Annotated in this window: 25 protein-coding genes and 1 tRNA gene; 9 read left to right on the top strand and 17 right to left on the bottom strand. The window is 67.8% G+C overall.

Translation table 11 applies throughout. The annotated features are described in order from the left end of the window. Positions 1–37: 37 nt before the first annotated feature. From E7V67_027650 to E7V67_027635, 4 genes are all read right to left on the bottom strand, one after another. Positions 38–991 carry a nitronate monooxygenase family protein gene (locus E7V67_027650; protein WUR13414.1) on the bottom strand — a complete coding sequence of 318 codons (954 nt, stop codon included), beginning with the start codon at positions 989–991 and terminating at the stop codon, positions 38–40. Between the two features lie 344 nt (positions 992–1,335). Next, positions 1,336–2,244, bottom strand: a complete 909-nt coding sequence (locus E7V67_027645; GenBank protein ID WUR13413.1) for an MBL fold metallo-hydrolase — start codon at positions 2,242–2,244, stop codon at positions 1,336–1,338. After that, a complete protein-coding gene (locus tag E7V67_027640) occupies positions 2,241–2,657 on the bottom strand; it encodes a hypothetical protein (protein ID WUR13412.1) in 417 nt (138 codons plus the stop codon). The genes E7V67_027645 and E7V67_027640 overlap by 4 nt, the downstream gene beginning before the upstream one ends. A 37-nt stretch (positions 2,658–2,694) precedes the next feature. Then, on the bottom strand, positions 2,695–2,913 hold the full coding sequence (locus E7V67_027635; GenBank protein ID WUR13411.1) for a DUF1289 domain-containing protein: 219 nt from the start codon (positions 2,911–2,913) through the stop codon (positions 2,695–2,697). Positions 2,914–3,155: 242 nt separating this feature from the next. Between E7V67_027635 and E7V67_027630 the strand changes: the two genes are divergently transcribed. Continuing rightward, positions 3,156–4,172 (top strand): PHB depolymerase family esterase, encoded by a 1,017-nt coding sequence (locus E7V67_027630; GenBank protein WUR13410.1) that lies wholly within the window; start codon positions 3,156–3,158, stop codon positions 4,170–4,172. On the opposite strand, the gene E7V67_027625 is transcribed toward E7V67_027630, so the two are convergent. Continuing rightward, on the bottom strand, positions 4,150–4,371 hold the full coding sequence (locus E7V67_027625) for a cysteine-rich CWC family protein (GenBank protein ID WUR13409.1): 222 nt from the start codon (positions 4,369–4,371) through the stop codon (positions 4,150–4,152). The two genes, E7V67_027630 and E7V67_027625, sit on opposite strands and share 23 nt — an antisense overlap. Positions 4,372–4,525: 154 nt before the next feature. Here E7V67_027625 and argB point away from each other — a divergent pair, with 154 nt between their 5' ends. Together argB and E7V67_027615 are read left to right on the top strand one after the other, a co-directional pair. Further along, positions 4,526–5,452, top strand: a complete 927-nt coding sequence (gene argB, locus E7V67_027620) for an acetylglutamate kinase (GenBank protein WUR13408.1) — start codon at positions 4,526–4,528, stop codon at positions 5,450–5,452. Positions 5,453–5,499: 47 nt separating this feature from the next. Continuing rightward, a tRNA-Thr gene (locus tag E7V67_027615) sits at positions 5,500–5,574 on the top strand. Positions 5,575–5,602: 28 nt separating this feature from the next. Here the strand turns inward: E7V67_027615 and E7V67_027610 are convergent. After that, positions 5,603–6,526 (bottom strand): TraB/GumN family protein, encoded by a 924-nt coding sequence (locus E7V67_027610; GenBank protein ID WUR13407.1) that lies wholly within the window; start codon positions 6,524–6,526, stop codon positions 5,603–5,605. 24 nt (positions 6,527–6,550) lie between these two features. Between E7V67_027610 and E7V67_027605 the strand changes: the two genes are divergently transcribed. From E7V67_027605 to pabB, 4 genes are read left to right on the top strand one after another with little or no spacing between them, the layout of a single operon-like run. After that, positions 6,551–7,282, top strand: coding sequence for a pyrimidine 5'-nucleotidase (locus E7V67_027605; GenBank protein WUR13406.1), 732 nt, complete (start codon positions 6,551–6,553; stop codon positions 7,280–7,282). 35 nt (positions 7,283–7,317) lie between these two features. Next, positions 7,318–7,893 carry a nucleoid occlusion factor SlmA gene (gene slmA, locus E7V67_027600; GenBank protein WUR13405.1) on the top strand — a complete coding sequence of 192 codons (576 nt, stop codon included), beginning with the start codon at positions 7,318–7,320 and terminating at the stop codon, positions 7,891–7,893. A 12-nt stretch (positions 7,894–7,905) separates the two neighbouring features. After that, complete coding sequence (locus E7V67_027595) at positions 7,906–8,778, top strand: DMT family transporter (protein WUR13404.1); 873 nt, start codon at positions 7,906–7,908, stop codon at positions 8,776–8,778. Next, positions 8,775–10,601: an aminodeoxychorismate synthase component I gene (gene pabB, locus E7V67_027590; GenBank protein ID WUR13403.1), complete on the top strand. Its 1,827-nt coding sequence runs from the start codon at positions 8,775–8,777 to the stop codon at positions 10,599–10,601. The genes E7V67_027595 and pabB overlap by 4 nt, the downstream gene beginning before the upstream one ends. Here the strand turns inward: pabB and E7V67_027585 are convergent. Beyond that, positions 10,591–10,944, bottom strand: a complete 354-nt coding sequence (locus E7V67_027585) for a DUF1428 domain-containing protein (protein WUR13402.1) — start codon at positions 10,942–10,944, stop codon at positions 10,591–10,593. The genes pabB and E7V67_027585 overlap by 11 nt on opposite strands. A 36-nt stretch (positions 10,945–10,980) precedes the next feature. Next, a complete protein-coding gene (ftrA, locus tag E7V67_027580) occupies positions 10,981–11,949 on the bottom strand; it encodes a transcriptional regulator FtrA (GenBank protein WUR13401.1) in 969 nt (322 codons plus the stop codon). Positions 11,950–12,040: 91 nt separating this feature from the next. Between ftrA and E7V67_027575 the strand changes: the two genes are divergently transcribed. Further along, on the top strand, positions 12,041–12,433 hold the full coding sequence (locus E7V67_027575; GenBank protein ID WUR13400.1) for a rhodanese-like domain-containing protein: 393 nt from the start codon (positions 12,041–12,043) through the stop codon (positions 12,431–12,433). Here the strand turns inward: E7V67_027575 and E7V67_027570 are convergent, their stop codons facing one another. Beyond that, positions 12,434–13,033: a glutathione peroxidase gene (locus E7V67_027570; GenBank protein ID WUR13399.1), complete on the bottom strand. Its 600-nt coding sequence runs from the start codon at positions 13,031–13,033 to the stop codon at positions 12,434–12,436. Between the two features lie 89 nt (positions 13,034–13,122). Here E7V67_027570 and E7V67_027565 point away from each other — a divergent pair, with 89 nt between their 5' ends. Then, positions 13,123–14,193, top strand: coding sequence for a PHB depolymerase family esterase (locus E7V67_027565; GenBank protein WUR13398.1), 1,071 nt, complete (start codon positions 13,123–13,125; stop codon positions 14,191–14,193). 93 nt (positions 14,194–14,286) lie between these two features. Here the strand turns inward: E7V67_027565 and gabD are convergent, their stop codons facing one another. The 8 genes from gabD to E7V67_027525 all read right to left on the bottom strand — a co-directional run bounded on the left by gabD (position 14,287) and on the right by E7V67_027525 (position 25,868). Continuing rightward, positions 14,287–15,738, bottom strand: coding sequence for an NADP-dependent succinate-semialdehyde dehydrogenase (gabD, locus tag E7V67_027560; protein ID WUR13397.1), 1,452 nt, complete (start codon positions 15,736–15,738; stop codon positions 14,287–14,289). A gap of 269 nt (positions 15,739–16,007) precedes the next feature. Further along, the gene (locus tag E7V67_027555) at positions 16,008–16,817 is read right to left on the bottom strand and encodes a polyphosphate kinase 2 family protein (GenBank protein WUR13396.1); all 810 of its coding nucleotides are present in this window, start codon (positions 16,815–16,817) and stop codon (positions 16,008–16,010) included. A gap of 21 nt (positions 16,818–16,838) precedes the next feature. Continuing rightward, entirely contained in the window at positions 16,839–17,786 is a 948-nt protein-coding gene (locus tag E7V67_027550; GenBank protein ID WUR13395.1) for a LysR substrate-binding domain-containing protein, read from the bottom strand. Between the two features lie 21 nt (positions 17,787–17,807). Further along, positions 17,808–18,581: an SDR family oxidoreductase gene (locus E7V67_027545; protein WUR13394.1), complete on the bottom strand. Its 774-nt coding sequence runs from the start codon at positions 18,579–18,581 to the stop codon at positions 17,808–17,810. 57 nt (positions 18,582–18,638) lie between these two features. Next, positions 18,639–19,817 carry a glycosyl hydrolase 53 family protein gene (locus tag E7V67_027540; protein WUR13393.1) on the bottom strand — a complete coding sequence of 393 codons (1,179 nt, stop codon included), beginning with the start codon at positions 19,815–19,817 and terminating at the stop codon, positions 18,639–18,641. A gap of 1 nt (position 19,818) precedes the next feature. Further along, on the bottom strand, positions 19,819–20,736 hold the full coding sequence (locus tag E7V67_027535) for an SMP-30/gluconolactonase/LRE family protein (protein ID WUR13392.1): 918 nt from the start codon (positions 20,734–20,736) through the stop codon (positions 19,819–19,821). Then, on the bottom strand, positions 20,736–23,378 hold the full coding sequence (locus tag E7V67_027530) for a TonB-dependent receptor (GenBank protein ID WUR13391.1): 2,643 nt from the start codon (positions 23,376–23,378) through the stop codon (positions 20,736–20,738). The genes E7V67_027535 and E7V67_027530 overlap by 1 nt, the downstream gene beginning before the upstream one ends. Positions 23,379–23,420: 42 nt before the next feature. After that, positions 23,421–25,868 (bottom strand): beta-galactosidase, encoded by a 2,448-nt coding sequence (locus E7V67_027525; protein ID WUR13390.1) that lies wholly within the window; start codon positions 25,866–25,868, stop codon positions 23,421–23,423. Positions 25,869–25,914: the final 46 nt, after the last annotated feature.

Below are 25,914 nucleotides of genomic sequence, written 5' to 3'. Positions count from 1 at the left end.
GGGTCAGTCCCAAAAAAGCGGGACAGACCCCAACTTCTTACAACGCCAGGCGCGCCCGCGCCGCCGCGTACTCGCTCTTCAGGCGTTCCACCATCTCCGCCACCGTCGGCACGTCGTCCATCAGGCCGACGCCCTGGCCGGCGCCCCAGATGTCGCGCCAGGCCTTGGCGCTGCCGGAGCCGAAGCTCATCTTGCTCTTGTCCGATTCGGGCAGCGCTTCCGGGTCCAGGCCCGCCGCGACGATCGATTTCTTCAGGTAGTTGCCGTGCACGCCCGTGAACAGGTTGGTGTAGACGATGTCCGCCGCGCTCGACTCGACGATCGCTTCGCGGTAGCCGTCGCTGACATTCGATTCCTGCGTGGCCAGCCAGCGCGAGCCGATGTAAGCGAAGTCCGCGCCCATCGCCTGGGCGGCCAGGATCGCGTCGCCGGTGGCGATCGAGCCGGACAGCGCGATCGGGCCGTCGAAGAACTTGCGCACTTCGCCGACCAGGGCGAACGGCGACAGGGTGCCGGCATGGCCGCCGGCGCCGGCCGCCACCAGGATCAGGCCATCGACCCCGGCTTCCAGCGCCTTCTGGGCGTGGCGGATCGACACCACGTCGTGCAGCACGATGCCGCCGTAGCTGTGGATCGCGTCCAGCATCTCCTTCGGTGGCGCGCGCAGCGACGAGATGATGATCGGCACCTGGTGCTTCACGCACACTTCCACGTCATGCGCCAAGCGGTCATTCGACTGGTGCACGATCTGGTTGACCGCGATCGGGCCGACCTTCTTGTCCGGATTGGCACGCTGGAAGTCGGCCAGCTCGGCCTGCAGGTCCGTCAGCCACGTGTCGAGCAGCTCGGCCGGGCGGGCGTTCAGCGCCGGGAAGGAGCCGACGATGCCAGCCTTGCACTGCGCCGCCACCAGGGCGGGACCGCTGGCGATGAACATCGGCGACGCGATAACGGGAAGGGACAGGTTTTGCAGCACTTGAGGCAGGGCCATGGTCGACTCGCGCAAAAAGGGTTGTTGGGAACGATCCGGCCGATTATAGACCTGAAAAAGTACGGTCGTGCGGATTCTAGACGTAAAACTCTATCGCTGGCGGTTGGGCGGCTTGGGGTCTGTCCCCGGTAAGTGAGAACATCAGCGCTTGCCTGCGGCGGCGTCAGGGGACTAACCCCGGTTTTTATGCCGCAACTCGAAAAACCGGGGTCATGGTAGCCGCTTGCAAGCGGCTACCGCTGCGCAGGCGAGGAGCAGTGCTCCTCGAATTCCCTGCTGCGCTCCCCTAATACTGCCGCAGGCAAGCGCCCCAGCCACCACTTACCGGGGACAGACCCCAAGCCTCACGCGTTAACCAGGTACTCGCCATCGACCTTCGCCGCCAGCCCGCGCACCAGCTGCTTGATCGTCCACGCGGCCAGCTCCTCATCGCTCTTGTGCAGGTAGCGCCGGTTCGACTCCACCACCACCGGGATCGACGCCAGCAGCGGCGCCACGTCGGCCACGGCGATCCTCTGCCGTTCCAGCAGCAGGAATTTGAGCAGCACCTTGACGCCGTATTCGGCGTTGTTGGCCGGCTTCGACGACAGGAAATCCAGGCGCCGGCGCGCCCGTTGCAGTGCCGGGCCGACGTCGTCGAACACCGCGCCGTGGCCCGGGATCACCAGCCGCACGTCCAGCCCGGCGATGACGTCCAAGGTGGCCGCCGCCTCGGCGAAGCCGGCATCGCCTTCCAGTTCCGGGAAGATCACGCCGAAGCCGTTGTGCCACAGCGCGTCCGCCGAGATCAGTACCTGCTGCTCGGGGCAGTACCAGATCAGCGAGTGGGCATGGTGACCCGGCGCGCCCAGCACGTGCCAGGTATGCCCGCCCAGGGTCAGCACATCGCCCGGCGCCACGGTGCCGGCGATCGTGAAGCGCGGGCATTGCTGGCCGGTGGCCTTGAAGGTCAGCGCGTCCTCGTCCCAGCGGCGCACCTTGTCGCCTTCTTCGGCCGGCACGAAGGTGGCGCAGCCGTAGTGCGCCTGCAGCGCCGCGTTGCCGCCGCAGTGGTCCGAGTGCAGGTGCGTCGTGTACAGGCGGTCCAGGTGGCGGCCGTGCAGCGCATGGCGCACCAGTTCGACGGTCTGCGCGGCGTGCGTGACGTAGCCGCTGTCGACCAGCGCCGTGTCGTCCGGGCCGATCAAGAGGATGTTGTTGGCGGAGAGCCAGCCGCGTTCGAACACGCGGATGGAGTCGGGTAAGGTCATCATTTTTTCATCTGGAACGCCAGCGAGATCCTGGCAAATTCCACCAGCACTTCCTGGGTACCCGCGTTGAACGTGGTGAACGCGGTGCCGGTTCGCACGATCATCCGCGGCGGGAACAGCCAGGACATATAAGGAATGCCGATCATCTTCGCGCCGCGCACTTCGTCCCAACGCACCTTGCGATCGACGACGCCGGTCTGGCGGATGCCTTCGGCGTCGATCGTCGTGGTCGCGCGCAGGAACCAGTACAGGCTGACGGCCAGCATGGCGCCAGCGCCCGCCAGCAGCGCCTGCACGCCGAACGAAAACGTCGGCAGCGGGAAGCGCAGCGCGACGCTGACAGCGTACGCCGCCAGCGCGATCGTCAAGAGCGTGGCGACAACCTTGAAGCCGTTGCCGTAGGTGGGTCCCGACACATTCCGTTCGGGTCGATAGTGCGCCATGGGAGGTGGATCAGTCGAAGTCGATAGTCTGCTCGCGCTGGCGCAGCTGGGCCCAGACGGCGCGCTTGTAGTCGTCGCTGGCGTTGGCCCACGCGACGATTTCCTCAATCGTGCGCATGCAGCCCTCGCAATAACCCGTATCGCGATTCATCTTGCACAGGCTGACGCAGGGCGACGGCACGGGCGATGCCAGAGCGGGCGGCGATGGCGGCGGAAGAGCAGAATTCATGTGTGGTGGTATTGACAACAATCAAATCAATCAACGTGCATTCTAGCCGATCCAGGTTTGCGCCGGTCCGTGGCGAATCTGGCTATACTGGACCAAAACAAGGCCCGTGGAACACACGGAGCGCCGAGGAGACGCAGTCACGCAGCACGCATTTAGAAAAGTGCAGACAGCGCGGCCGCAGACCGATGCGAAAGCAGGCATCGGCTGCCGTCATAGACGATCCACCAGCCTCCGAGGTCCTCATGAAACACGGTCAACTCTGGTTTACCCAGGTACGAAAGACGGCGGAAGCCCTCTTCGGCCGCCATGCCTTCCCCGACGGGGCCTTCGATTTCCCCGCGGCTTTCGAGCTGCCGGAAGCGATCTTCGACGCGCCGCCAGCAATGGCGCCGCCCCTGCAACCGGGCGCGCGCTTCCTCAATGGCGTGTATGAAAACGACGCGGGCGCGCGCCGCTACAAGCTGTACATTCCCTCGACATGGAAAGGCCAGCGCCTGCCGCTGGTCGTCATGCTGCACGGCTGCGCGCAGGACCCGGACGATTTCGCCGCCGGCACGCAGATGAACGCCGTGGCCGAGGAGCGCAAGTGCTTCGTGCTGTATCCGGCCCAGTCGCCGGACGCGAACAACTCGCGCTGCTGGAACTGGTTCAATGCGCTCGACCAGCGCCACGGCCAGGGCGAGCCTTCCATCATCGCCGGCATGACGCAGCGCGTGCTCGATCACTACCCGGTCGCGCGCAACCAGGTCTACATCGCCGGCATGTCGGCCGGCGGCGCCATGGCCATCATCGTCGGCACCTTGTATCCGGAATTGTTCTGCGCTGTCGGCGTGCATTCGGGCCTGCCGTATGCGGCGGCGCGCGATTTGCCGTCCGCCCTGGCCGCCATGCAGCGCGGCGCCTTCGGTGCCAGCCAGACCGCCAGCGCCGGCCTGCCGATGATCGTCTTCCACGGCGACCAGGACACCACCGTCCATCCCGCCAACGGCGAGGAACTGCTGGCGCAGGGGCTGCGCAGCCATCCGCTGGGTGGCACCGCGCGGCCGTCCCGCCTGGCCGGCCGGGTGCCGGACGGGTATGCCTACACCCGCATCAAGCACTGGCTGCACGACGGCTCGCCGCTGGCCGAGCACTGGGTCATCCATGGCGCCGGCCATGCCTGGTCGGGCGGCAGCGCGGCCGGCAGTTATACGGATGGCAAGGGACCGGACGCGAGCCGGGAGATGATGCGCTTCTTCAGCACCGTGCGGGCGGGCTAGACTTCCCTGGCTCCTGCGCCGCGATGTGCGCCTTCAGGCAGGCCGGGCACCAGCAGCCGACCGCGCTGTCCGCGCCCGGCACCGGCACTGCCGGCGGCAGCGCCGTGCACCAGCAGGGGCTCGGATCGGCCTTGCCGTCCGGCCCCGGATCGGCCATCGCGCAGTGAAAAGTGGCGCCGCAGCGCTCGCAGGTGCTCATGGGTCGAGCCTAGCGGAACGGCGTCGAAAATACAATATTTGGCCCTATAATGCGGGGGCACGCCATCAAGCCGTACAACTCGGCGGGTGCAAGACCCCGTGCCGGAGCCCGCGCTTCGCTGTAAAATCGCCACAATCTTTTTACCGGACCCGCCATGACCCAACTGACCAACTTGAGCCTGGACATGCCAGCAGACGACCTGACCGCGGTTTCGCCGCAGATCAAGGCACAGATCCTGGCCGAGGCTCTGCCATACATCCGTAATTTCCATGGCAAGACGATCGTCATCAAATACGGCGGCAACGCGATGACGGATGAGCGCCTGAAGCACGGCTTCGCGCGCGACGTGATCCTGCTGAAACTGGTGGGCATGAATCCGGTCGTGGTGCACGGCGGCGGTCCGCAGATCGACAACGCGCTGAAAAAGATCGGCAAGCAAGGCACCTTCGTGCAGGGCATGCGCATCACCGACGAAGAGACGATGGAAGTGGTCGAGTGGGTGCTGGGCGGCGAGGTGCAGCAGGACATCGTCATGCTGATCAACCATTACGGCGGCCAGGCCGTGGGCCTGACGGGCAAGGACGGTGGCCTGATCCGCGCGCGCAAGATGGCGATGCCGGACAAGCAGAACCCCGGCCAGTACCTGGACATCGGCTTCGTCGGCGAAATCGACGCCATCAACCCGGCCGTCGTCAAGGCGCTGCAGGACGACGCCTTCATCCCGATCATCTCGCCGATCGGCTTCGGCCAGGACGGCCAGGCCTACAACATCAATGCCGACGTCGTCGCCGGCAAGATCGCCGAGATCCTGAAAGCCGAAAAGCTGATCATGATGACCAATATCGCCGGCGTGCAGGACAAGAACGGCAACCTGGTCACCGACCTGTCGGCGCGCGAGATCGACGAGATGTTCGCCGACGGCACGATCTCCGGCGGCATGCTGCCGAAAATCTCGTCCGCGCTGGACGCCGCCAAGTCCGGCGTCAACACGGTCCACATCATCGATGGGCGGATTGAACACAGTTTGCTGCTGGAAGTGTTGACCGAACAGGCATTTGGCACTATGATCCGGTCTCACTAAAAAATTTGGCGGCGCAGAAACAACCGCGCCGCTTTGTTTTATCCAGTGCCCTTGTAGCTCAGTGGTAGAGCACTCCCTTGGTAAGGGAGAGGCCACGTGTTCAATCCACGTCAAGGGCACCATTTCTTCCTGCAGCACCCTCCCGCGCATTCAATAGATTCGTTCCACCCGCAGTCCCTTTGCGCGCAACAGTTCCGGCACGCTGCCCGTTCCCACCAGGTGCAATACGCCGATCGCCGCCACGCTGCGCCGCTCCTTCTTCAGCAGTTGTTCGATGCCGTCCGCCAGCGCCGGGTTGCGTTCGGCCAGCAGCACCTGGCTGACGAAGCGGCCGGAGAACGTGGTGTCGGCTGCCGTCTTGGCGGCAATCCGGTCCAGCGCGGCCTGATCCGCCTGCGTCCAGGCGCTCAGGATGGCGCGGGCGTCGTCCGCCTGCTCCTTGTCCTCGATCGCGTCGATGCTCTCGCGCAGGAACAGCGCCTGCTCGGCCGCCGGCATGCGCCCGAACAGGGCCATCTGGCCCGCCACCGATTCCAGCGCGACGACCTTCTGGCCGCGCGCGTGGGCCTGTTGCGACAGCCACGTGTCGACCGCCAGGTCGGCCTGGTAGCCCTGCTTCTCGAATTCGCGCACCGCCAGCAGGCTGGCAACCATCCACGGTTTCATCGACGCCACCGTCGCCGCGCCGATGCCGTACTGGCGCAGCAGGCGGTCCAGGCGCGGCCGGTAGGCGGCCGGCAGTTCCGCGCTGGCCGGGCCGCGGCCGTTCTGGTACAGGCCGTGTTCGCGCACGGCGCGCGCGATCTCGTCCTGCGGACCGAGCGGATCGACCTCCAGCGCCAGCACGCTGGCCTCGCGCAGGGCCGCCATCAGGCGCGGCTCGAACGGATAGAACCCGGGCGCGCCCACGTGGATGGTGCCGAACAGCCAGGCTACGTGGCCACCCTGCTCGACGCGGAACAGCGCGCCACGGTTGGCGACCGGCGCCGCCTCGAGAGCGGCCACCGGCAGCGGCGCCAGGCCGGCCAGAAACCAGAGCAGGCCGGTAAACATCACTATAATCTGGCGTCGCATGCTGACCTTCCGAATTGAAGAGACGTGAATATTAAACCTTCCGCCCCGGTCTGGCTGTTCGACCTCGACAACACACTGCACAACGCGTCGCACGCCATCTTCCCCGCGATCATGGCGAACATGAACACGTATATCGCACGCGTGTTGGGCGACGGCGTCACGCCGGCCGGCATCGACGCCGTCAACGCCGCGCGCACGCTGTACTGGAAGCGCTATGGCGCCACGCTACTGGGGCTGATCCGCCACCACGGCGTGCGCGCCGACCATTTCTTGCGCGAGACGCACGAGATGGCGGACCTGCTGTCGATGATTCGCCACGAAAAAGGCCTCGGCAGCTTGCTGCGCCGGCTGCCGGGGCGCAAAATCCTGCTGACCAACGCGCCGCACCGCTATTCGACGCAGGTTTTGCGCCACCTGGGCATCCAGCGCCACTTCGCGCACCACATCGCGATCGAATCGATGCGGGTGCACGGCCAGTTGCGGCCGAAGCCGTCGAAGCTGTTGCTGCGCAAGGTCATGCGCCACCAGCGCGCAACGGCGCGGCGTTGCATCCTCGTCGAGGATACGCTGGCCAACCTGCGCACGGCCCATGCGCTGGGCATGCGCACCGTCTGGGTCACGCAGTACCTGAAGGTGGGCGACCCGATCGGCACCGCCCATCCGCCGAAACGGCTGACGCGCCCCGGCTGGGTCGATGTCAAAGTAAAATCCGTCAGGAGCCTGCCGGCGCGGTTGTCCCGCCTGCAAGGCCGTTGAAGCAAACCGAGAACCGCGTTTTTTGAAGAGACAACATGGCAAGCACCCCGCCCGGCCAACGCAAGCTGCAAATCCTTCAGGCCCTGGCCGCGATGCTGGAACACCCGAAGGGCGAAAAAATCACCACCGCCGCGCTGGCGCGCAAGCTGGAGGTGTCCGAAGCGGCACTGTACCGCCATTTCGCCAGCAAGGCGCAGATGTTCGAAGGGCTGATCGACTTCATCGAGCAGAGCGTATTTGGCCTCATCAACCAGATCGCCGAGCGCCAGCAGGACGGCCTGGCGCAGGCGCGCGACATCCTGACCATGCTGCTGCGCTTCGCCGCCAGCAATCCGGGCATGACGCGCGTGCTGATCGGCGACGCTCTCGTCAACGAAGACGAGCGCCTGCAGCAGCGCATGAACCAGTTCTATGACCGCGTCGAGCTGGCCCTGAAGCAGGCCTTGCGCCTGGCGGCGGCCGAGGGCCAGGCGCACGAAGCGGACGTCGCCGCGCGCGCCGACCTGCTGGTCAGCTACGTGCTGGGGCGCTGGCACCGTTACGCGAAGAGCGGCTTCCAGCTGGCGCCCGGCGAGGAAGCGGCCGTGCAGATCGCCCTGCTGCTGCACTGATATACCCTGCCGATGAAGTCTTTTAACGCCGGGGCGTTTGCCGCCCTGCTGGCCGGTGGCGTCGCCATCGGTTTCGCCGGCATCCTGATGCGCCTGTCCGACGTGAATCCGATCGCCTCGGCGTTCTGGCGCATGGCGCTGGCCGCGCCCGTGCTGTGGGCCTGGGCGCTGGTCACGGCGCGGACCGACCGCGTGGCCGGGCTGCGCACGGAACTGTCCCCCATCGTTGCCTGGTCCGGCCTGTTCTTCGGCATCGATCTGGGCGTCTGGCACCTGGCGCTGCACTACACTTCGGTGGCCAACGCCACCCTGCTGTCGAACCTGGCACCGTTGTTCATCGCCCTGTGGCTATGGCTCGCCCACGGCGAACGCTTCTCGCGCGGCTTCCTGGCCGGCATGGCGCTGGCACTGGTCGGCGCCGTCGTACTGATCGGTCCTTCCGCCTCGAGCGGCGGCACGCACCTGCTGGGCGACGGCCTGGGCCTGCTGTCGACGAGCTTTTATGCCGCTTACCAGCTGGCGGTCAAGGACGCCCGCACCAGCTACTCGACGGCGCGCCTGATGGCCTGGAGCACCAGCGTCACGGCCGTCGTGCTGCTGCCGTTCGCGCTGTGGATGCCCGGGCCGTTCTGGCCGGCGAGCGTGGCGGGCTGGCTGCCGCTGCTGGGCCTCGCGCTGGTCGCGCAGATCGGCGGCCAGACCGTGATAGCCTACGCGTTCGCGCACCTGCCGGCGTCGCTGGCGTCGGTCAGCCTGCTGGTGCAGCCGCTGACGGCGGCCGTGGCCGCGCTGGCGATCTTCGGCGAGCGGCTTGGCCCGCTGCAGCTGGCCGGCGGCGCCCTGCTGTTGTGCGGTATTTACTTTTCCAAACGTGGTCACACATGAGTTCCGAATGCTTTGCCCTGCTCGATGACGCCAGCGCGGGCCCTCACTCCCGCCTGTTCACCCGTCATGCCGGCACGCTGACCTGCGCCACGCCGGACGACTGGCCGGCCTTGCTGGCCGACCTGCAGGCCGCGCTGCAACGGGGCGAGCATGCCGTCACGCTGTGCAGCTATGAACTGGGCCACCTCATCGTCGGCCTGCCGGCACGGCCGACGCCCGTGCCGCTGGCCCAGGTGCTGCTGTTCCGCCAATGTGAATTCCTGGCGCAGGAAGAGGTGGCGGCATGGCTGCGGCAACGCACGGCGGGCGACACGGCACCCGCCGGCATCGCCGGCATCACGGCCAACGTGAGCGCAACGCAGTTCACCGAGGCAATCGACCGCATCCGCGCCTACATCGCGGCCGGCGACACCTACCAGGTCAACTACACCTACCGCCTGCGTTTCGACGCCTTTGGCTCGCCCGCCGCGCTGTACCAGCGCCTGCGCGCGCGCCAGCCCGTGCCGTACGGCGCCCTGATCGCATTGCCGGACGGCGGCGCCGTGCTGTCGCTGTCGCCCGAACTGTTCGTGCGCCACGATGCGGGTACGCTGACGGCGCGGCCGATGAAGGGCACGGCGCCGGCCGCGCCACCGGGCCCCGACGCGGACGCCGACAACGCGCGCCGCGCCGCCGACCTGGCCGCCGACCCGAAGAACCGGGCGGAAAACCTGATGATCGTCGACCTGCTGCGCAACGATATCGGCCGCGTCGCCGTCACCGGTTCCGTGCAGGTGCCGAAGCTGTTCGACGTGCAGCGCTATGCCAGCGTGCTGCAGATGACGTCCACCGTGCAGGCCAGCCTGCGCCCGGACGCCACCCTGGCGGACATCTTCACGGCGCTGTACCCCTGTGGCTCGATCACGGGCGCACCGAAGCGGCGCACGATGGAAATCATCGCCGAACTGGAACCGGCGCCGCGCGGGCTGTACACGGGGGCGATCGGCTGGTTCGATCCGGCACCGCCAGACCGCCCGCTCGGCGACTTCTGCCTGAACGTGCCGATCCGCACCTTGGCGCTGCAGCCGGAGGCTGGCGGCGTGCGCCGCGGCGAGCTGGGTGTCGGTGCCGGCATCGTCCACGACAGCGTGGCGGCGGACGAATTCGCCGAGTGCCGCCTGAAGGCCCGCTTCCTGACGGGGCTGAGCAACGATTTCGAGCTGTTCGAGACGATGCACGCCACCCGTGAGGACGGCGCGCGTCACCTGGAGCGCCACCTGCACCGGCTGGCGCAGTCGGCCCGTTATTTCGGCTTCGCCTGGGACGAGGCGGCGGCGCGCGCCTACGTGACCATTGCCTGCGACGCCCTGCCGCCGGCCACGCCGCACCGTCTGCGCCTGGCCTTGAACGCGGCCGGTGCCTTTGCCGTGCAAACGGGCGTGCTGGCGCCGCTGGCGCAGCCCGTGCGCGTGCTGCTGGCGGCGCAGCCGACGACAGCGGACGACCTGTTCCTGCGCCACAAGACCAGCTGGCGGGCCGGCTACGACGCGGCATGGAAGGCCGCCGAGGCGCAAGGCGCATTCGACCAGCTGTTCTGCAACGAGCGGGGCGAACTCACCGAGGGTGGGCGCAGCAACCTGTTCATCCGGCTGGACGGCCAATGGCTGACGCCGCCGCTGGCGTGCGGCCTGCTGCCCGGCGTGATGCGCGCCGTCGTGCTGGAAGCCTGGAGCGCGCGCGAAGCCGTGATCACCCCGGCCATGCTGGCGCGGGCCGAGGAGATCGTGGTGTGCAATGCCTTGCGCGGCGCGCTGCGCGCGGAACTCGTCGGCGCTACAGGCTGACGAACGGCGTGAACCCGCCCATGATCATGCGCTTGCCGTCGAACGGCATACTGCTCATCATGTCCGCCATGCGCGGGTCTTCCATGACCATCTTGTTGATGCGGTCGCGCGCCTCGCGCGAGTCGTAGACGATCCACGAGAAGAACACCACCTCGTCGTCCTTCAGCTGCACGGCCTGCGGGAAGGACGTCAGCTGGCCAGGCGGGACGTCGTCGCCCATGCATTCACGGAATTCCAGGGCGCCATGCTCGCGCCAGATCGTTCCCGCCTTCTGCGCCAGCGCGCGGTAGGCCTCCAGTTGGGCTTTCGGTACCGGTACGATAAAGCCGTCGACGTAGGGCATGCTGGTCTCCTCCAGTCAGTTGTTGGAGCATCCAGCTTAGTCAACGGAAGCGCTCGCAACAAGGAATGCTTTTCGGTAAGCGCCAGGGCTGGTCGCGACCAACCGCCGGAAATGGTGGCGCAGCGACTCCTCCGAGCCGAAACCGGCGCGCTCGGCCACCTGCGCCAGCGGCAGCGGCGTTTCCAGTAGATCCTTGGCGATGGCGATGCGCTCGCGCACCAGCCATTCGACCGGTCCCAGGCCCGTCGCCTGCTGGAACTGGCGCTGCAAGGTGCGCGCGCTCATCGCGGCGCGCTCGGCCATCGACGCCACCGTGTGCGGGCCAGCGGGATGACGGCGCAGCCAGTCCATCAGCTGGGCCAGCCGGCCCGCCTCGTCCGCCGGCATGGGACGGGGCACGAACTGGGCCTGGCCGCCGGCGCGGTGCGGCGGCACCACGAGGCGCTGCGCCACCAGGTTGCCGACGCGGGCGCCGTGATCGCGCCGCACCAGGTGCAGCAGCATGTCCAGCCCGGCCGCCGAGCCGGCCGACGTGATGACCTGGCCGTTGTCGATGTACAGCGCGTCCGCCGCGACCTGCACGCGCGGGTAGCGCCGGGCCAGCCGCTCGGCATAGCGCCAATGCGTGGTGGCGCGCTGGCCGTCCAGTACCCCGGCCGCCGCCAGCACGAACACGCCGGAGCAGATCGAACACAGGCGCGCGCCGCGCCGGTGCGCCGCGCGAATCAGCGCCAGCAGCGCGGCCGGCGGTTCCTCGTCCGCATCGCGCCAGCCGGGAATCACGATGGTGTCGGCCTGGCGGATCCAGCCGGGCGCGTAACGGGCCTGCACGGTGATGCCGCCGGCCGCGCGGATCGGGCCACGCTCGATGGCCGCCACGCGAAAGTCGTACCAATCGACGCCCAGTTCCGGGCGCTCGAGCGCGAACAGCTCGACGGTACAGCCGAATTCGAAGGTGCACAGGCCGTCATAGGCCAGCGCGACGACGCGATGGGGAGTCTGCATGGCGTCATCTTAACGCAGCTTGGCATTCGCGCCACTGCCGCCCGGCGCCTGCCGGCCCGACAATGCAAGCTCATTGACCACAGGAGCAACCATGTCGATCGTGACGGAAGTGGCCGCGGCGGACAGCGCCACGGCATTGGCCCATTTCGAACGCGCCCTGCGCTTCGAGACGGATTGCTGGGACGTGCACAGCGTGCTGGGCACGCCGGAACAGGATTTCGTGCTGCTGGACGTGCGCGGCACCGACAGCTACGCGCGCGGCCACGTGCCCGGCGCGGTGGACCTGGCGCAGCGCAAGATCGTCGCGGCCAAGCTGGCGGACTACCCGGCCGACACGGTGTTCGTCACGTATTGCGCCGGGCCGCACTGCAACGGCGCCGCCCGCGCCGCCATCCGGCTGGCGCGGCTGGGCCGGCCCGTCAAGATCATGACGGGCGGCGTGACGGGCTGGCTGGACGAGGGTTTCACGCTCGTCCCGGCGTGATCAACCGGCCAGCGCCTTCTCGACGGCGCCGACCAGTTCCTTGTCGGTCGGCTTGACCTTGCTCGGGAAACTTTCGATGACCTTGCCGTCGCGGCCGATCAGGTATTTGTGGAAATTCCATGCCGGCGCCTTGCCGGTTGCCTTGATCAGGTCGGCGTACAGCGGGTTCGGCGCGGCGCCGGAGACGACCGACTTGGCGAACATCGGAAACTTCACGCCATAGGTGTTGAAGCAGAAGTCGGCGATCTCCTTGCTGCTGCCGGGCTCCTGCTTGCCGAAGTCGTTGGACGGGAAGCCCAGCACGACCAGGCCCTTGTCGGCATATTTGGCATACAGCCCTTCCAGGCCCTCGTACTGGCTGGTGAAGCCGCAGTAGCTGGCCGTGTTGACGACGAGGACGACCTTGCCGGCGTACTGGCACAGGTCTTGCGGGACATCGTCCTGCAGCCGCTTGAAGGACTGCCGCAGCAGCGCCGGGCAGCTGGCTGGGCGGGCGGTCAAGGCCGGCGCGGCCGGTTTCGCGCTCTGCTGGGCCAAGACTGGCGCACTGGACAGCAGGCCAAGCAACGACAAACACGCAACACGAAAGGAAAAAGTCATGGTTCGCTCGACAAAGTGATCGGGAAAGATCATTGTATGTCACTGCGCCGTGAACGGCGCAGTGAACTCCTGTCGTGAAGGGGCCCGCCATGCTTCGCTCTTCTCCCCGCAAGCTCATCGTTCGCACCATCGTTGCGCTGGCCATGCTGGCGGCCACCCTGCTGCTGCCGCCCGCGCTGCGGCCCACGTATGCGCAGGCGGCCAGCCTGCCGGCGCTGAAAGCGGAACAGCTCTCGGTGTCCGGCCTGTCCTCCGGCGGCTTCATGGCCGTCCAGTTCGACGTGGCCTATTCGGCCAGCATCGTCGGCGCCGGCATCATCGCCGGCGGGCCGTACAACTGCTCACGCGGCAGCGTCAACGTGGCCACCATGGTGTGCAGCTGTACCAGCGGCCTGCCCTGGTGCAGTGTCAGCAACGGCGGCACCGGCGTGGCCAGTCTGGTCGAGACGACGGCCACCTACGCCCAGCGCGGCCATATCGACGCCACGGCGAACCTGGCGCGCCAGCGCATCTGGCTGTTCTCGGGCCGTGCCGACACGGTCGTGCCCACCGCCGTCATGGACGACCTGGCGGCCTATTACCGACACTACCTGCCGGCCGAACAGATCCGCTACCGCAGCGATATCCACGCCGAGCACGCGATTCCGACGGATGGTTTCGGCAACGGCTGCGCCAAGCTGGGCGCGCCGTACATCAGCAACTGCGGGGTGGACGGCGCAGGCGAACTGCTGAACTGGATCTACGGCAGCCTGAACCCGCGCTCGACGGCGCCGCCGGCCGGGCGCTTCATCGAATTCGACCAGGAGGAATTCATCGACTCGCCACGCCGCCATGGCATGGCGACGACGGGCATCCTGTACGTGCCGCCCGGCTGCGAGGGGAACGCGGCCGGCTGCAAGCTGCACGTGGCCTTCCACGGCTGCAAGCAGACCGCGGCGCTGGTGGGCGAAGCGCACACGCACAACGCCGGCTACAACGCCTGGGCCGACACCAACCGCATCGTCGTGCTGTATCCGCAGGCGGCGCCCGTGTATCCATGGGCGAATCCGAACTCGTGCTGGGACTGGTTCAGCTATGACGACGCCAATTACGCCATCAAGACGGGGCGGCAGATGCGGGCGGTGAAGCGGATGACGGAGCGGTTGATGGGGGTGCAGTAAGCGCATGCGAGACCCCTGGTGTCAGGCAGCTGTCTGCGCGTCTCCGACCCGCAGATAGGTGCCTGACACCGGTGTTCCATGCGCCGGTGGCGATCAGATGCCGCCGAGGCAGACGTACTTGATGACCAGGTAGTCGTCGATGCCGTACTTGGAGCCCTCGCGGCCCAGGCCAGACTGCTTGACGCCGCCGAACGGCGCGATCTCGTTCGAGATCAGGCCCGTGTTGACACCCACCATGCCCGACTCCAGGCCTTCGGAAACGCGCCAGATGCGGCCGATGTCGCGCGAGTAGAAGTAGGCGGCCAGGCCGAACTCGGTGCTGTTGGCCAGCGCCACCGCCTCGTCGTCCGTCTTGAACCGGAACAGCGGCGCCAGCGGGCCGAACGTTTCCTCGGTGGCGACGATCATGTCGTTGTTGACGTCGGCGATGACGGTCGGCTCGAAGAAGCTGTGGCCCAGCGCATGGCGATGGCCGCCCGTCAGCAGGCGCCCGCCCTTGGCGAGCGCGTCGGCCACGTGCTGCTCGACCTTCTGCACGGCCTTTTCGTCGATCAGCGGGCCTTGCGTGACGCCCTGCTCGACGCCGTTGCCCACTTTGAGCTTGTTGACGGCGGCCGTGAACTTCTCGGCAAACACGTCATACACGCCGTCCTGCACGTAGATGCGGTTGGCGCACACGCAGGTCTGGCCGGCGTTGCGGTATTTCGAGGCGATCGCGCCTTCCACCGCCGCGTCCAGGTCGGCGTCGTCGAACACGATGAACGGGGCGTTGCCGCCCAGTTCGAGCGAGAGCTTCTTGATCGTCGGCGCGCACTGCTGCATCAGGATGCGGCCGACGGCCGTGGAGCCGGTAAAGGTCAGCTTGCGCACGATCGGGTTGGCGCACATCTCGGCACCGATCTCCTTCGGCGACCCGGTGACGACGGAGAACACGCCCTTCGGCACGCCGGCCTGCTCGGCCAGCGCGGCCAGCGCCAGCGCCGAGAACGGCGTCGATTCGGCCGGCTTGAGCACCATCGGGCAGCCCGCCGCCAGGGCCGGGCCGACCTTGCGGGTGATCATCGCCAACGGGAAGTTCCATGGCGTGATGGCGGCGCACACGCCGATCGGCTCCTTGGTCACGATCAGGCGCCGGTCCGGCCAGGGCGAGGCCAGCGTATCGCCGTGTACGCGCTTGGCTTCCTCGGCAAACCACTCGATGAAGCTGGCACCGAACACCACTTCACCCTTGGCTTCGGCCAGTGGCTTGCCCTGCTCGGTCGTCATCAGGAGGGCCAGGTCATCGGCATTGGCCATGATCAGGTCGTACCATTTGCGCAGCACCGCCGCGCGCTCCTTGGCGGTTTTCTTGCGCCAGGCCGGCCAGGCCGCGTTGGCCGCCTCGATGGCGCGGCGCGTCTCGGCCGTACCCATCATCGGGATCGTGCCCAGGTGCTCGCCCGTGGCCGGGTTGGTGACGGGGTGGGTTTCGCCGTTGTCGGCATCGAGCCAGGCGCCGTCGATATACGCTTGCTGGCGCAGCAGGGTCGGGTCTTTCAGTTGCATGGTCGTTCTCCGCGATTCGGTCGTTTGTGAGAAATTAGACAACCACTATGCCATATCGAGCGCGTATTTGCAGGCAAAGCGTCAGGGTTGGGGTTTGGTGCTCGCCTGCAGGCGAGCACCGCTACGCAGGCGAAGAGCTGTGCTCTTCGAAACCCCTGCTGCGCTCCCTGCAAGGGACTGACCCCGGTTTTATTCGATTCGCATGCCGTGTGATAAAAACCGGGGTCAGTCCCCGTTGGGGACAGACCCCAAGCCTGAAAACTTCGGGGTCAGCGTACTTTCAACTTCGCCAGCTTGGCATCCCCGGCCGGCCACTTCAAGTCCATCGCTTCCAGCGCCTCCACCAGCAAGGTCGCCACCGCCAGGTCGCGGTGCGGCTTCGAATCGGCCGGCACGATGTACCACGGCGCGTGCGGCGCGTCCGTTTCGGCGATGGCCCGCTCGTAGGCGTGCCGGTAGTCGTCCCAGCGCTCGCGGTGTTTCAAATCCTCGGGATCGAACTTCCAGTGCTTGTCCGGGTCGTCGATGCGCGCCTGCAGGCGCTTGCGCTGCTCCTCGTTCGAGATGTGCAGGAAGATCTTCAGGATCACGGTGCCCGTCTCGGCCAGCATCCGCTCGAAGTCGCGGATGTGGGCATAGCGCTGCGCCAGCGCTTCGCCGTCGAGCTGGCCGTACACCAGGGGATGCAGCACGTCCTCATAGTGGCTGCGGTTGAACACGGCGATCTCACCCTTGCGCGGCACCTGCCGGTGCACCCGCCACAGGTAGTCACGTGCCGTCTCGATCGACGTGGGCGCGTCGAAGCGTACCGGGCGCAACCCCATCGGATTGATCTTGCGGAACAGCTGGTGCACGGTACCGTCCTTGCCGGCGCAGTCGACGCCCTGCAGCACGACCAGCACCTTGCGGTCCCGTTCCGCGTACAGCATTTCCTGCAGCGCCGCGATCCGCCGGTGCAGCCGCTTGGCCTCGGCCTTGTCGCGTTTCGGATCGTCCGCCGCACACAGCGGCGCGGCGCCGGCGTCGGCATCCTTCAGGTTCGGTTGGGCGGGGGTGCGGAATCGTTTGCTGGCCTTCAAAGCGCGGTCTCCTGGCGCGAGTCACCGGGGATAGCGCAGCGCCGCCACCTCGCGCAGGGCCGCCAGCATGGCTTGCGCGCCGGGGGCCAGGCGGTGCTGCTTGCGTGTGACGATACCATACAGGTCCATGCGCAGGCCCAGGTCGTACGGCAGGATCGTCAACAGGCCCATGTCCAGGTAGGGCCGCACCAGTTCTTCCGGCAGCGCGACGATCATGCGGCTGCCGATCAGCAGGTTGGCGATGACGGGCAGCGCCAGCGACTCCACCGTTTCGGCCGGCGGTTCCAGCCCGTGCGACAGGAACAGCGCCGTCAGCCGGTCGCGCAGGATGCTGCCGGCCGGCGGCATGATCCACGGTTCATTGGCCAGTTCCTCCAGGGCGAGCGTGGCGCGGCCGGCCAGCGGGTGGCCGGCGCCGGCGATCAGGCTGTGCGGCTCGTCGGTGACGGGTTCGAACTGCAGCTCGGCGGCCGACTCGGAGTCGAGCACGCGCCCGATCACCAGGTCGAGCTCGCCGGCGCGCAGCTTTTCCGTCAGCAGCTTGCTGGTATCGACGGTGACGGACACCTTGACCCGCTCATGCCGGGTTTTCAGCAGCTTGATCGCGTCCGGCAGCAGGCTGGCCGACGGCGTCAGCACGGCGCCCACGGCCACCGTACCGGCGATCCCTGCCAGCAGTTCCATCACTTCCTGGTAGCCGGCATCCATCTCCGCCAGCGCGGCGCCGGCGCGGCGGATCATCACCTCGCCATACCAGGTGGGCTGCACGCCGCGCGGCAGGCGTTCGAACAGCTGCACATTCAGGGAGTACTCCAGCTCCGCCAGCAGTTTCGAGGCGGCGGGCTGCGTCAGGTTGGCCGCCTGCGCGGCGTGGAGGATCGATCCGTGCCTGCCCAACTCCACCAGCAGGACCAGCTGGCGCATCTTCAGGTGAGAGCGTACGAAGCGGTCGGAGTGAATGTCGGGCATGCGATCTGTCAGGGCAAAGGCTCATTCATGATAGAGCTGCGACCTGCCCCCGTCAATCAGGATGTCCGTCGCGTTGATGAAGCGCGCTTCGTCGCTGGCCAGGAACAGCGCCGTATAGGCCACCTCCTCCGGCGTGCCGATGCGCCGCGGCGGCAGCAGCGCGGCCTGGCGCGCTTCCTCCGCTTGCGGATCGGGGCAACCATCGAGCCAGGCGCGGATATTGTCCGTCATGATCAGGCCCGGCGAGATCGAATTGACGCGGATGCCGCGCGCGGCGTACTCGATGCCCAGCGACTTGGTCAGGCCCAGCAGCGCATGCTTGGCGACCGGGTACGGAAAGCAGCCCGGGATGATCTTATGGCCGTGCACCGAGGCGATGTTGACGATGCTGCCCGTCCCCTGCTCCAGCAACGCCGGCAAGGCGCTGCGGATGACGTTCCAGGCGCCTTCCAGGTCCACCGCGAAGCAGCGCTGCCATTCCTCGGCCGTGGTGTGCAGCGGGTCGGTAAACACGTTCATGCCGGCGTTGTTGACGATGACGTCGATGCGGCCGAAGTGCGTCAGCACCCGCTTCGTCATCGCCGCCACCGCCGCCCTGTCGGCGATGTCGGCCGCCACGAACAGCGTGTTCGGCCCACCCAGCTGCTCGCGCGCCGCCGCCGCGTGCTCATCGTCGCGATGGCTGTTCAAGACGACCTTCGCGCCCTCGGCCAGGAACAATCGCGCCACCGCCTTGCCGATGCCTTGCGTGGAGCCCGTGACGATGGCTACCTTGTCTTTCAGTCTGTCGACCATGTGCTCTTCCTCTTGTTATTGTTGGCGGGCCGCGCGCACGTCACCTGCGCGCCGCCCTCACTTCTGCTCCGTATGGGCCTTCCAGCCGTCCAGCACCGGCAAGGCGCGGCCGTCGAAATCGAACAGGGTCGTGTTGGCGACCACGTTCGGTCCCGCCACCCCGTCCGCGTCGCGCACGGCCCAGCCGATGCCCGGCGTGGCGATCATCACGGGGTCCCAGTACAGCACGCCCAGCACGCGTTCCGTCTTGCGCAGGCTGCCCAGCAGCTCGTCCATGAACGCGCGCTGGCCTTGCGGAGAACTCATCGCCGCCGGGTACGGGCCGTTGTCACTCAACTGGCCGGGATAGCCGTTCGGCAGGAACGGCGTCCAGTTGAAACCCGCTTCCATGATGAACAGGTCCTTGTCGTAGCGCGCCGTGACGGCGCGGCTGAACGCCACCACCTGCTGTACCGTCTTCCTGGTCCAGAACGGGTAGTAGGACGCGCCGATCACGTCGTACTGCACGCCGAGCGCCTGCAGGCGGTCGAAGTAGTTGCGGTACTTTGCCAGGTTGCCGGCGTCGTCCAGGTGCAGGATCACCTTCGAGGCCGGCGCGACCGCCTTGACGCCCTCATAACCGGCCTGCAGCAGCGCGCCCAGGCGCGGCCAGTTCCGTTCCGTCATGGCACCGTACGGATACAGCATCCCCCCTTCGATCTCGTTGCCGATGGAGACGAATTGCGGCACCGTGCCCTGCGCCTGCAGCGCGCGCATGACGTCGCGGGTGCGCTCGAACACCAGCTGGCACAGGCGCGCGAAACGGACCTGCTCGTCGGGCAGCTGGTCCAACTGCGCGCGCCATGCCGCCGGCACGTTCTGCGTTTTCGAATTGGTCCAGAAGTCGCTGTAGTGGAACGTCAGCTGGATCTGCATGCCCAGCGCGGCGCTGCGTTTCGCCAGCGCCAGCAGGTCGGGCAGGTCCATCGACCCGGCCGGCCAGTGGTAGCCCTCGTTGCCGTTGCCCGGCCCGGGCGCTTCGTACAGGCGCAGGCGCACGACGTTGTGACCGCTGGCGCGCAGGATTTTCAAGGCGTCGTCCGGCCGGCCCTGGCGGTCAACATAGCGGGCGCCATGGCGCTCCATCAGCGGCAGCACGGAAACGTCGCCGCCGGCCAGGAAGGGGGTGGCGGCGCTGGCCTGCAGCGCGAGAAGGCAAAACGCGGCCGCGGCCGCGCGCATAAAAGGTTTGAGCATGTCAGTCGTCGTTGAATAAGGTGTCGGCGAGGCCGCGCACGCCGGGTACGGCCAGCCGGAACAGGCTGCCGGCCTGCGCGGCGGTCGGCTTGCCGGCGACGCGCGGTCCGGCGCTGCCGACCAGCAGGTGGTCCAGCGCGGCGCCGCCGAACGCGGGCCGGGTCGGATAGTCGACCGGCAGCCGGTGGCTGCGCAGGATGATGCCGTCCGGGTCATAGCGGGTCAGCCGGCCGCCGCCCCACTCCGCGTTCCACAGGCACCCTTCGCTGTCGACGACCGCGCCATGCGGCCGCGCGGCATCGTCGCGCAGCTGCGCGAACGGGCGCACGCCGGCCACCTGGGCGTCGGTCGCGTCGTAATCGCACTGCAGGATGGCACGCGCCTGCGCGTCGCCGAAGTACAGTGTGCGGCCATCGGGACTGAAGCAGATGCTGCCGGCCAGCGTGGTCGCCGGCAGGGCCAGCCGGCGCAGGCCATGCCGCTGCGAGAACTGGTAAAAACTGCCGATGGCGCGTGGCTCGGCGCCGTCCATGCGCGTGCCGAACACGAAATTGCCGGCGCGGTCTGTGCGGCCGTCGCCCACGCGGGTGCGCGGCTCGGCCGGATCCACGGCCACCACAGGGCTGAGCGGCAGGCGCGCCGGCAAGGTACCGGCGGGCGCCGCCGCGTAGCACAACCACTTGGCCAGCCCCACCAGCATGCGCCCGGAGCGGCAGAACGCCAGGCTGCCGGCGCGGTCGGGCAGGCGGCAGGCATGTGCCGCCGGCGCGCCGTCCGTCCAGGCATACAAGGTGGCGGCGGGCACGTCGCTCCACCACCAGCGTGCGGCGCCGGGCTGCCACAGCAGCCCATCGCCCAGCGCCGCCCGGTGCGGCAACGCCAGCCGCAGCGCCTCGCCTTCGGGCAGCGTTGGCGCCATCACAGGTCCACGTGCAGGCTGAGGGCGAAGCGGCGGTCGTCCACGTAGCGGCCGAACGGCAGGCCGGTGGCGCCATAGCTGCTGCGGCGCGACGTGCGGGTCAGGTTGTTGACCTCGAACGCCAGCTTGACGGCCTTGTTGACCGCATAGCTCATGTAGCCGTCCACCATGCCGTAGCCGTCCGTATACAGCGGCGTCTGCGCCAGCGTGTTGCCATTGTTGACGTAGTAGTTCTTGGTGCCGGACAGGTAGCGGCCGCGGTAGTTGTAGGCCAGGCGCACGCCGAAGTCCTGGTAGTCGTACATGGCAACGATGTTGTAGCTGGTGCGCGACAGGCCTTCCAGCGACGTCTCCTGGCCGCCGATCGGGCCCGGCGCCTTGCTGTCGACATAGGTGAAGTTGGCCTGCAGCCCCAGGCCGCGCAGCGCGCCCGGCAGGTGGGTGAAGAAGCCCTGGTAGCCCAGTTCGATGCCCTTGATCGTGCCGTCCTTGCCGTTGGTCGGCCTCGACACGTCATAGGTGGTGCCGGCGTACTGCAAAGTGCTGGGCGCGGTCTGGATGAAACCGTCCACTTTCTTGTAGAACGCGGCGCCGAACACGTAATCGCTCTGGCTGATGTAGTACTCCAGCGTGGTGTCGAGCTGCTTGGCGGTCAGCGGCCGCAGGTCCGGGTTGCCCATGTAGGCGGTGCGGTCGTTGGCGTTCAGCGACAGGCTCGGCGTCAGCTGGTCGAAGTTCGGCCGGGTGACGACCTTCGAGGCGGCGACACGCGCCACCAGCTTGTCGTTCAGCGCCATGCGCACGTTCAGGCTCGGGAGGACATCGTCGTCGCTGGTGCCGCTTTGGCGCGGGACGTAGGCGCCGTTTTCCATCACCGCATAGCCGCGCTGCGTGCGGGTTTTGACATAGCGCACGCCGACATTGCCGGAAACGGCCTTGCCCAGCACTTCGCTTTCGAAATCGGCCATGCCGTAAATGGCGCGGGTCTTCTCGCTGAAGTCGAAGGTTTGCGCGACATCGAAGTCGGGCACCGTCAGGCCCAGCGCGGCGCGGCTGGTTTGCGGGTCGCGCAGCCAGTCGAGGTTGGCGATCGACAGCCACTGCGTCGGCCAGGTGCCGCCGCCCTCGCGGTGCAGCAGTTCGTTGTAGGGAATGGTGCCGATCTGGCTGGCCAGGCCAGGCAGCGCGCCGCCCACGGCGCCGGTGCCGGCCGCGTTCCAGATGTCGTGGATCGTGTTGATCTCGCTGCTGCTGGCGTCGCGGTTGGCCAGGCGCACGCCGGCACGCAGGCGCGGCACAAGATTGCTGTCCAGGCTGCGCTCGCCGTCCAGGCGCCACACGGTTTCCTTGCCTTCGTTCTTCTGGCGGAAGTACAGCGCCTTGCTGGCCCAATACTTCGATGGATTGACCAGGTCGTCGGGGTTGGCCAGTTCCGGATACGCCGACGGCACCTTGGTCGTCAAGTCATAGGCGAACGACGTCGAGTTGGCGCCCAGCCGCACTTCCTGGTACTGGCGCGCGAAATCGCTTTTGGTGTGGCCCAGCTCCGACTTGACGACCCAGCCATCGGCCTTCCAGCTGCCGCCCAGGGCCAGCTGGCGCGTCTTGGTGTTGTTGTCGCCGATGTAGCCGGACGTCGTCAGGTCGGCGCCAAAAAAGCTGCCCTTCTGGAAGCGGCCGTCGGCGTCGGTCGTGACGGCGCCCTTCGGCCACATCGCGCCCGCGTTGGTGGCGGCGTTGTAGTTCGGCCAGTACGGCGTGCCGTAGAAGCCATAGGTGTCGGTGGTGGTATCGAGCTTGGTGTAGTTGGTGTCGAGGTAGAACTCGAGCTGGCGCGTAGGGCGCCATTGCAGCGTGGCGCTGACGCCGGTGCGTTCGCGTTCGCCCAGCTCGTACGAATACCAGGCGCCGATCGGCGCAAAGGTGCCGGAGCCGTCCGCCAGCTGGGCGGGCGAACCCAGTTCCTGCACGTCGGCGCGGTAGTTGCGCTTCTGGTGCGCCACGCTGAGCAGCGCACCGACGTCGCCGGCGCCCGTCTTCCAGCGGTTGCTGACGAGGAGCGAGCCTTCGCCGTTGCGCTGGTCGGCATAGTCCGCATCGGTCGCCTTGATGGTGGCGGCCACCTTGCGGCCGGCGAAGTCGAACGGCTTGCGCATGCGCAGGTCGATCACGCCGCCGATGCCGCCTTCGACCTGGTCGGCCGTCGGGGTCTTGTAGACGTCGGCGCCGGCCAGCAGCTCGGCCGGCACGTCCTGGAACGACAGGCCGCGCTCCTTGCCGGCGGTGAAGATGGAACGGCCGTTCAACAGGGTCTGCGTCTGCGACAGGCCGCGGATCTGCACACGGTCGCCTTCGCCGCGGCTGCGCGAGATCTGCACGCCGGTAATGCGCTGCAGCGCCTCGGCCACGTTCGCGTCCGGCAGCTTGCCGATGTCGTCCGCCACGATCGAATCTACCACCTGGTCGGCGTTGCGCTTCAAATCCTGCGCCTTGGCCAGGCTGGCGCGCATGCCGGTCACGACGACCTGCTGCGGTTCGGCGGGGGTATCGGCCGTTTGCGCCCAGGCGGGCAGGGTGCAGAGGGCGGCGGCAGCGGCGGCGATCGCGCGGCGGCGGCCAGACAGGGTTGCTTGGTTGCTCATTACAGTCTCCGGGTTTGAATTCTTATTGGGCTGATTGGGATATCACGGCTTGATCGCCAGCCGGTACACGGGCACGATGCCGATCTTGTCGACGCGGGCGATTTGCGGCTCGCCGCGGAAATCGGGCCGGCCCTCGCGCGGGATGTACACGGGCGCGTCGGCGCGCAGCGGCAGCACGGCCAGCGACAGCGGCGCCTTGCCCTGCGCCGCCAGGAGGCCCTTCAGCCCGATTTGCCACGGGTAGCCGCTGTAGTACCAGTCGTCCACCATGCGCGTGCCGGCCAGCAGGCGGCCGACGTCACCCGTGAAGTCCAGCTGCAGCAAGGCGTCGTCCAGGCCTTCCAGCGCATCCGGCGGCACGTCGATGCGCCATTTGGCGGCCGTGCGCCACGCCTCGGGGATCGGCTGCAGGGCGGCCTTGGCCAAGCCGCCCTGCAGGATGGCGGGTGCCGGCTGGGCCGCGCGCAGCGCCGTCACGCTGACGGTCGGCTTGCGCTCGGGCAGTTGCGCTTCGAAGGCCTGGAACACGCCGTCGCTGCCGGCGGCGCGCACGCCGGCCGGCGCCTTGGCCAGCGCCGGATACACGGCCATGCGGAAGCGGTTCGAACCGGTGGAGCGCAGCTGCAACGCGCCGTCGTCGAACCAGGCCTGCTGCGCGCTCAGTACCAGGCGGCGCTGGCCGGCGAACTCGCCCACGGCCAGTTGCTGCGCCTGTTCCGGCGTCAGCACCAGCACGTGGACGTCGCGCCCGCCCTGGCGGTGCACGGTGACGGCCTTGCCGGTGCCCGCCGTGATCCCTTGCAGCAGCACGCCGTCGGGCGTGCGCTGCGCGTTCGCCGCCTCGACATCGGTGCCGCTCGGCGTATCGATCAGCAGCTCGACCGGCACGCCGGCGCTGGCCGCGAACACATAGGTGACGCCGGCCGCGCCCAGGTCCAGGCGCGTCACCGGCTGCGCCGTCGCATAGCGCAGCCGGGTACCGTCCAGGTCGAAATTGACGGGCCAGATGAAGTAGGCGCCGCTGGCGATGTCGATGCCCTGGCGCGGGAACTCGACCACGCCGCCGGGCAGCTTCACCGCAAAGCGCACGTCCTGCTGCGCCGGCATCGGATACTGGCGCACGTGGTTGTTCACGAACAGGAAGGCGCTGTCGCCGGCCGCGCGCAGCGACACGCGGGCTGTTTTCAGGTCGGCCGGACTGGCCGGCGTGAGCTCGGGGCGCCGCACCGTCATCGGCGCCAGGCGGCGGCCGAAATCGTGCATGAAGTAGTGGAACGGGCGCAGTTTTGTCAGCACGGCACGCTCTTGGCCGTCCGGACCCAAGGGCGCCTGGAAGTCGTAGTTGATGGCGGTGGTGTCGTTGTAACCGCCGGTGGCCGTGCTCTCTTCCAGCGTGCTGGCGCCGACCGGATTGCGGCCGCCGTGGAACATGTAGTAGCCCATCAGGTTGACGCCCGAACCCAGCTGCACGGGCAACATCGAGGCGATGTCGTCGGGCGAGACGACCGGCCGGCGGCGGTACATGAACGGCAGGCCGGCACCGTATTCGGCACCGAGGAACGGCGTCAGGGCGATGTCGGTTTCGGCCGTGCCGGGCGCCTGCGCGGCAGTCTGCGCGCCCAGGTCGCCGCTGACGCGGCTGTCGAAGCGGAACGCGTACGTCTCCTTGGGCGGCAATTCGCTCGTGCTGGTGGCCCACGGCTCGTCCGGATAGCCGCCGAACACGGGCGTCACTTCGCCGGACGGATACACGGCGCCGTCCCAGCCCGTGACGGTGTAGAACGGCACGTCCAGGCCGGCCTTCAGGGCCAGCTTCTTCAGGGTGGCGATATGCTGCGCGCCCTGCTCCGGGCCGGACAGGTTGTACTCGTTCTCCAGCTGGATGCCGATCACGGGGCCGCCGTCCTTCCACAACTGGCCGCGCAGCTGGCGGCCGATCTCGTCGTAGAAGCGCGCCACGTGGCGCAGGTATTCCGGATCGTCGCCGCGCGTGCGCATGCTCGTCACGACCCAGTCGGGGATGCCGCCGTAGCGCACTTCTGCGTGCACCCACGGGCCCACGCGCACCACGGCCTTCAGGCCTACCTTGGCGCACAGCTCGATGAAGCGGCGCAGGTCGCGGTTGTCCTGCCAGATGAACTTGCCCTCGTGCTCCTCGTGGTGGTTCCACATGACGTAGCTGGCGACGACGGTGATGCCGGCCGTCTTCATCTTGCGCAGCTCCGCTTCCCACGTATCGGCCGGGCTGCGGCTGTAGTGGAACTCGCCCATCACCGGCATCCACGGCTGGCCGTCCAGGGTCAGGTACTGGTTGTTCGCGCCCAGGCGCTGGCCCGATGGCGCCACGGCGGTGCCCAGCCGCAGGTGACCGGTGACCGGTTGCGCCGTGGGGGCGCGGGCGTCGATGCTGAGCAGGGTCTCGGCGCAGGCGCTGCCGAAGGCCAGCGCGCAGGCGGCGGCCACCGCGTGGCGGGAAAAGAGCTGTTTCATATTGTTGTCTCCGATGAGGGTGGCGCGATGGCCTGTTGTTGTCGGG

Origin of the sequence: [Empedobacter] haloabium (assembly GCA_008011715.2) — a bacterium.
Lineage (GTDB): Bacteria > Pseudomonadota > Gammaproteobacteria > Burkholderiales > Burkholderiaceae_D > Rugamonas > Rugamonas haloabia.
The sequence above is the reverse complement of the archived record's forward strand: the minus strand, read 5'-3'. Positions and strand labels throughout refer to the sequence as shown.

Coding starts and splice junctions, on each gene's coding strand:
- E7V67_027545 (WUR13394.1), bottom strand. CDS start 18,581: ATGGTCGACAGACTGAAAGACAAGGTAGCCATCGTCACGGGCTCCACG.
- gabD (WUR13397.1), bottom strand. CDS start 15,738: ATGCAACTGAAAGACCCGACCCTGCTGCGCCAGCAAGCGTATATCGAC.
- E7V67_027550 (WUR13395.1), bottom strand. CDS start 17,786: ATGCCCGACATTCACTCCGACCGCTTCGTACGCTCTCACCTGAAGATG.
- E7V67_027570 (WUR13399.1), bottom strand. CDS start 13,033: ATGACTTTTTCCTTTCGTGTTGCGTGTTTGTCGTTGCTTGGCCTGCTG.
- E7V67_027650 (WUR13414.1), bottom strand. CDS start 991: ATGGCCCTGCCTCAAGTGCTGCAAAACCTGTCCCTTCCCGTTATCGCG.
- argB (WUR13408.1), top strand. CDS start 4,526: ATGACCCAACTGACCAACTTGAGCCTGGACATGCCAGCAGACGACCTG.
- E7V67_027565 (WUR13398.1), top strand. CDS start 13,123: ATGCTTCGCTCTTCTCCCCGCAAGCTCATCGTTCGCACCATCGTTGCG.
- E7V67_027625 (WUR13409.1), bottom strand. CDS start 4,371: ATGAGCACCTGCGAGCGCTGCGGCGCCACTTTTCACTGCGCGATGGCC.
- E7V67_027630 (WUR13410.1), top strand. CDS start 3,156: ATGAAACACGGTCAACTCTGGTTTACCCAGGTACGAAAGACGGCGGAA.
- E7V67_027530 (WUR13391.1), bottom strand. CDS start 23,378: ATGAGCAACCAAGCAACCCTGTCTGGCCGCCGCCGCGCGATCGCCGCC.
- E7V67_027575 (WUR13400.1), top strand. CDS start 12,041: ATGTCGATCGTGACGGAAGTGGCCGCGGCGGACAGCGCCACGGCATTG.
- E7V67_027585 (WUR13402.1), bottom strand. CDS start 10,944: ATGCCCTACGTCGACGGCTTTATCGTACCGGTACCGAAAGCCCAACTG.
- E7V67_027535 (WUR13392.1), bottom strand. CDS start 20,736: ATGGCGCCAACGCTGCCCGAAGGCGAGGCGCTGCGGCTGGCGTTGCCG.
- E7V67_027595 (WUR13404.1), top strand. CDS start 7,906: ATGAAGTCTTTTAACGCCGGGGCGTTTGCCGCCCTGCTGGCCGGTGGC.
- pabB (WUR13403.1), top strand. CDS start 8,775: ATGAGTTCCGAATGCTTTGCCCTGCTCGATGACGCCAGCGCGGGCCCT.
- E7V67_027635 (WUR13411.1), bottom strand. CDS start 2,913: ATGAATTCTGCTCTTCCGCCGCCATCGCCGCCCGCTCTGGCATCGCCC.
- E7V67_027610 (WUR13407.1), bottom strand. CDS start 6,526: ATGCGACGCCAGATTATAGTGATGTTTACCGGCCTGCTCTGGTTTCTG.
- E7V67_027525 (WUR13390.1), bottom strand. CDS start 25,868: ATGAAACAGCTCTTTTCCCGCCACGCGGTGGCCGCCGCCTGCGCGCTG.
- ftrA (WUR13401.1), bottom strand. CDS start 11,949: ATGCAGACTCCCCATCGCGTCGTCGCGCTGGCCTATGACGGCCTGTGC.
- E7V67_027645 (WUR13413.1), bottom strand. CDS start 2,244: ATGATGACCTTACCCGACTCCATCCGCGTGTTCGAACGCGGCTGGCTC.
- E7V67_027540 (WUR13393.1), bottom strand. CDS start 19,817: ATGCTCAAACCTTTTATGCGCGCGGCCGCGGCCGCGTTTTGCCTTCTC.
- slmA (WUR13405.1), top strand. CDS start 7,318: ATGGCAAGCACCCCGCCCGGCCAACGCAAGCTGCAAATCCTTCAGGCC.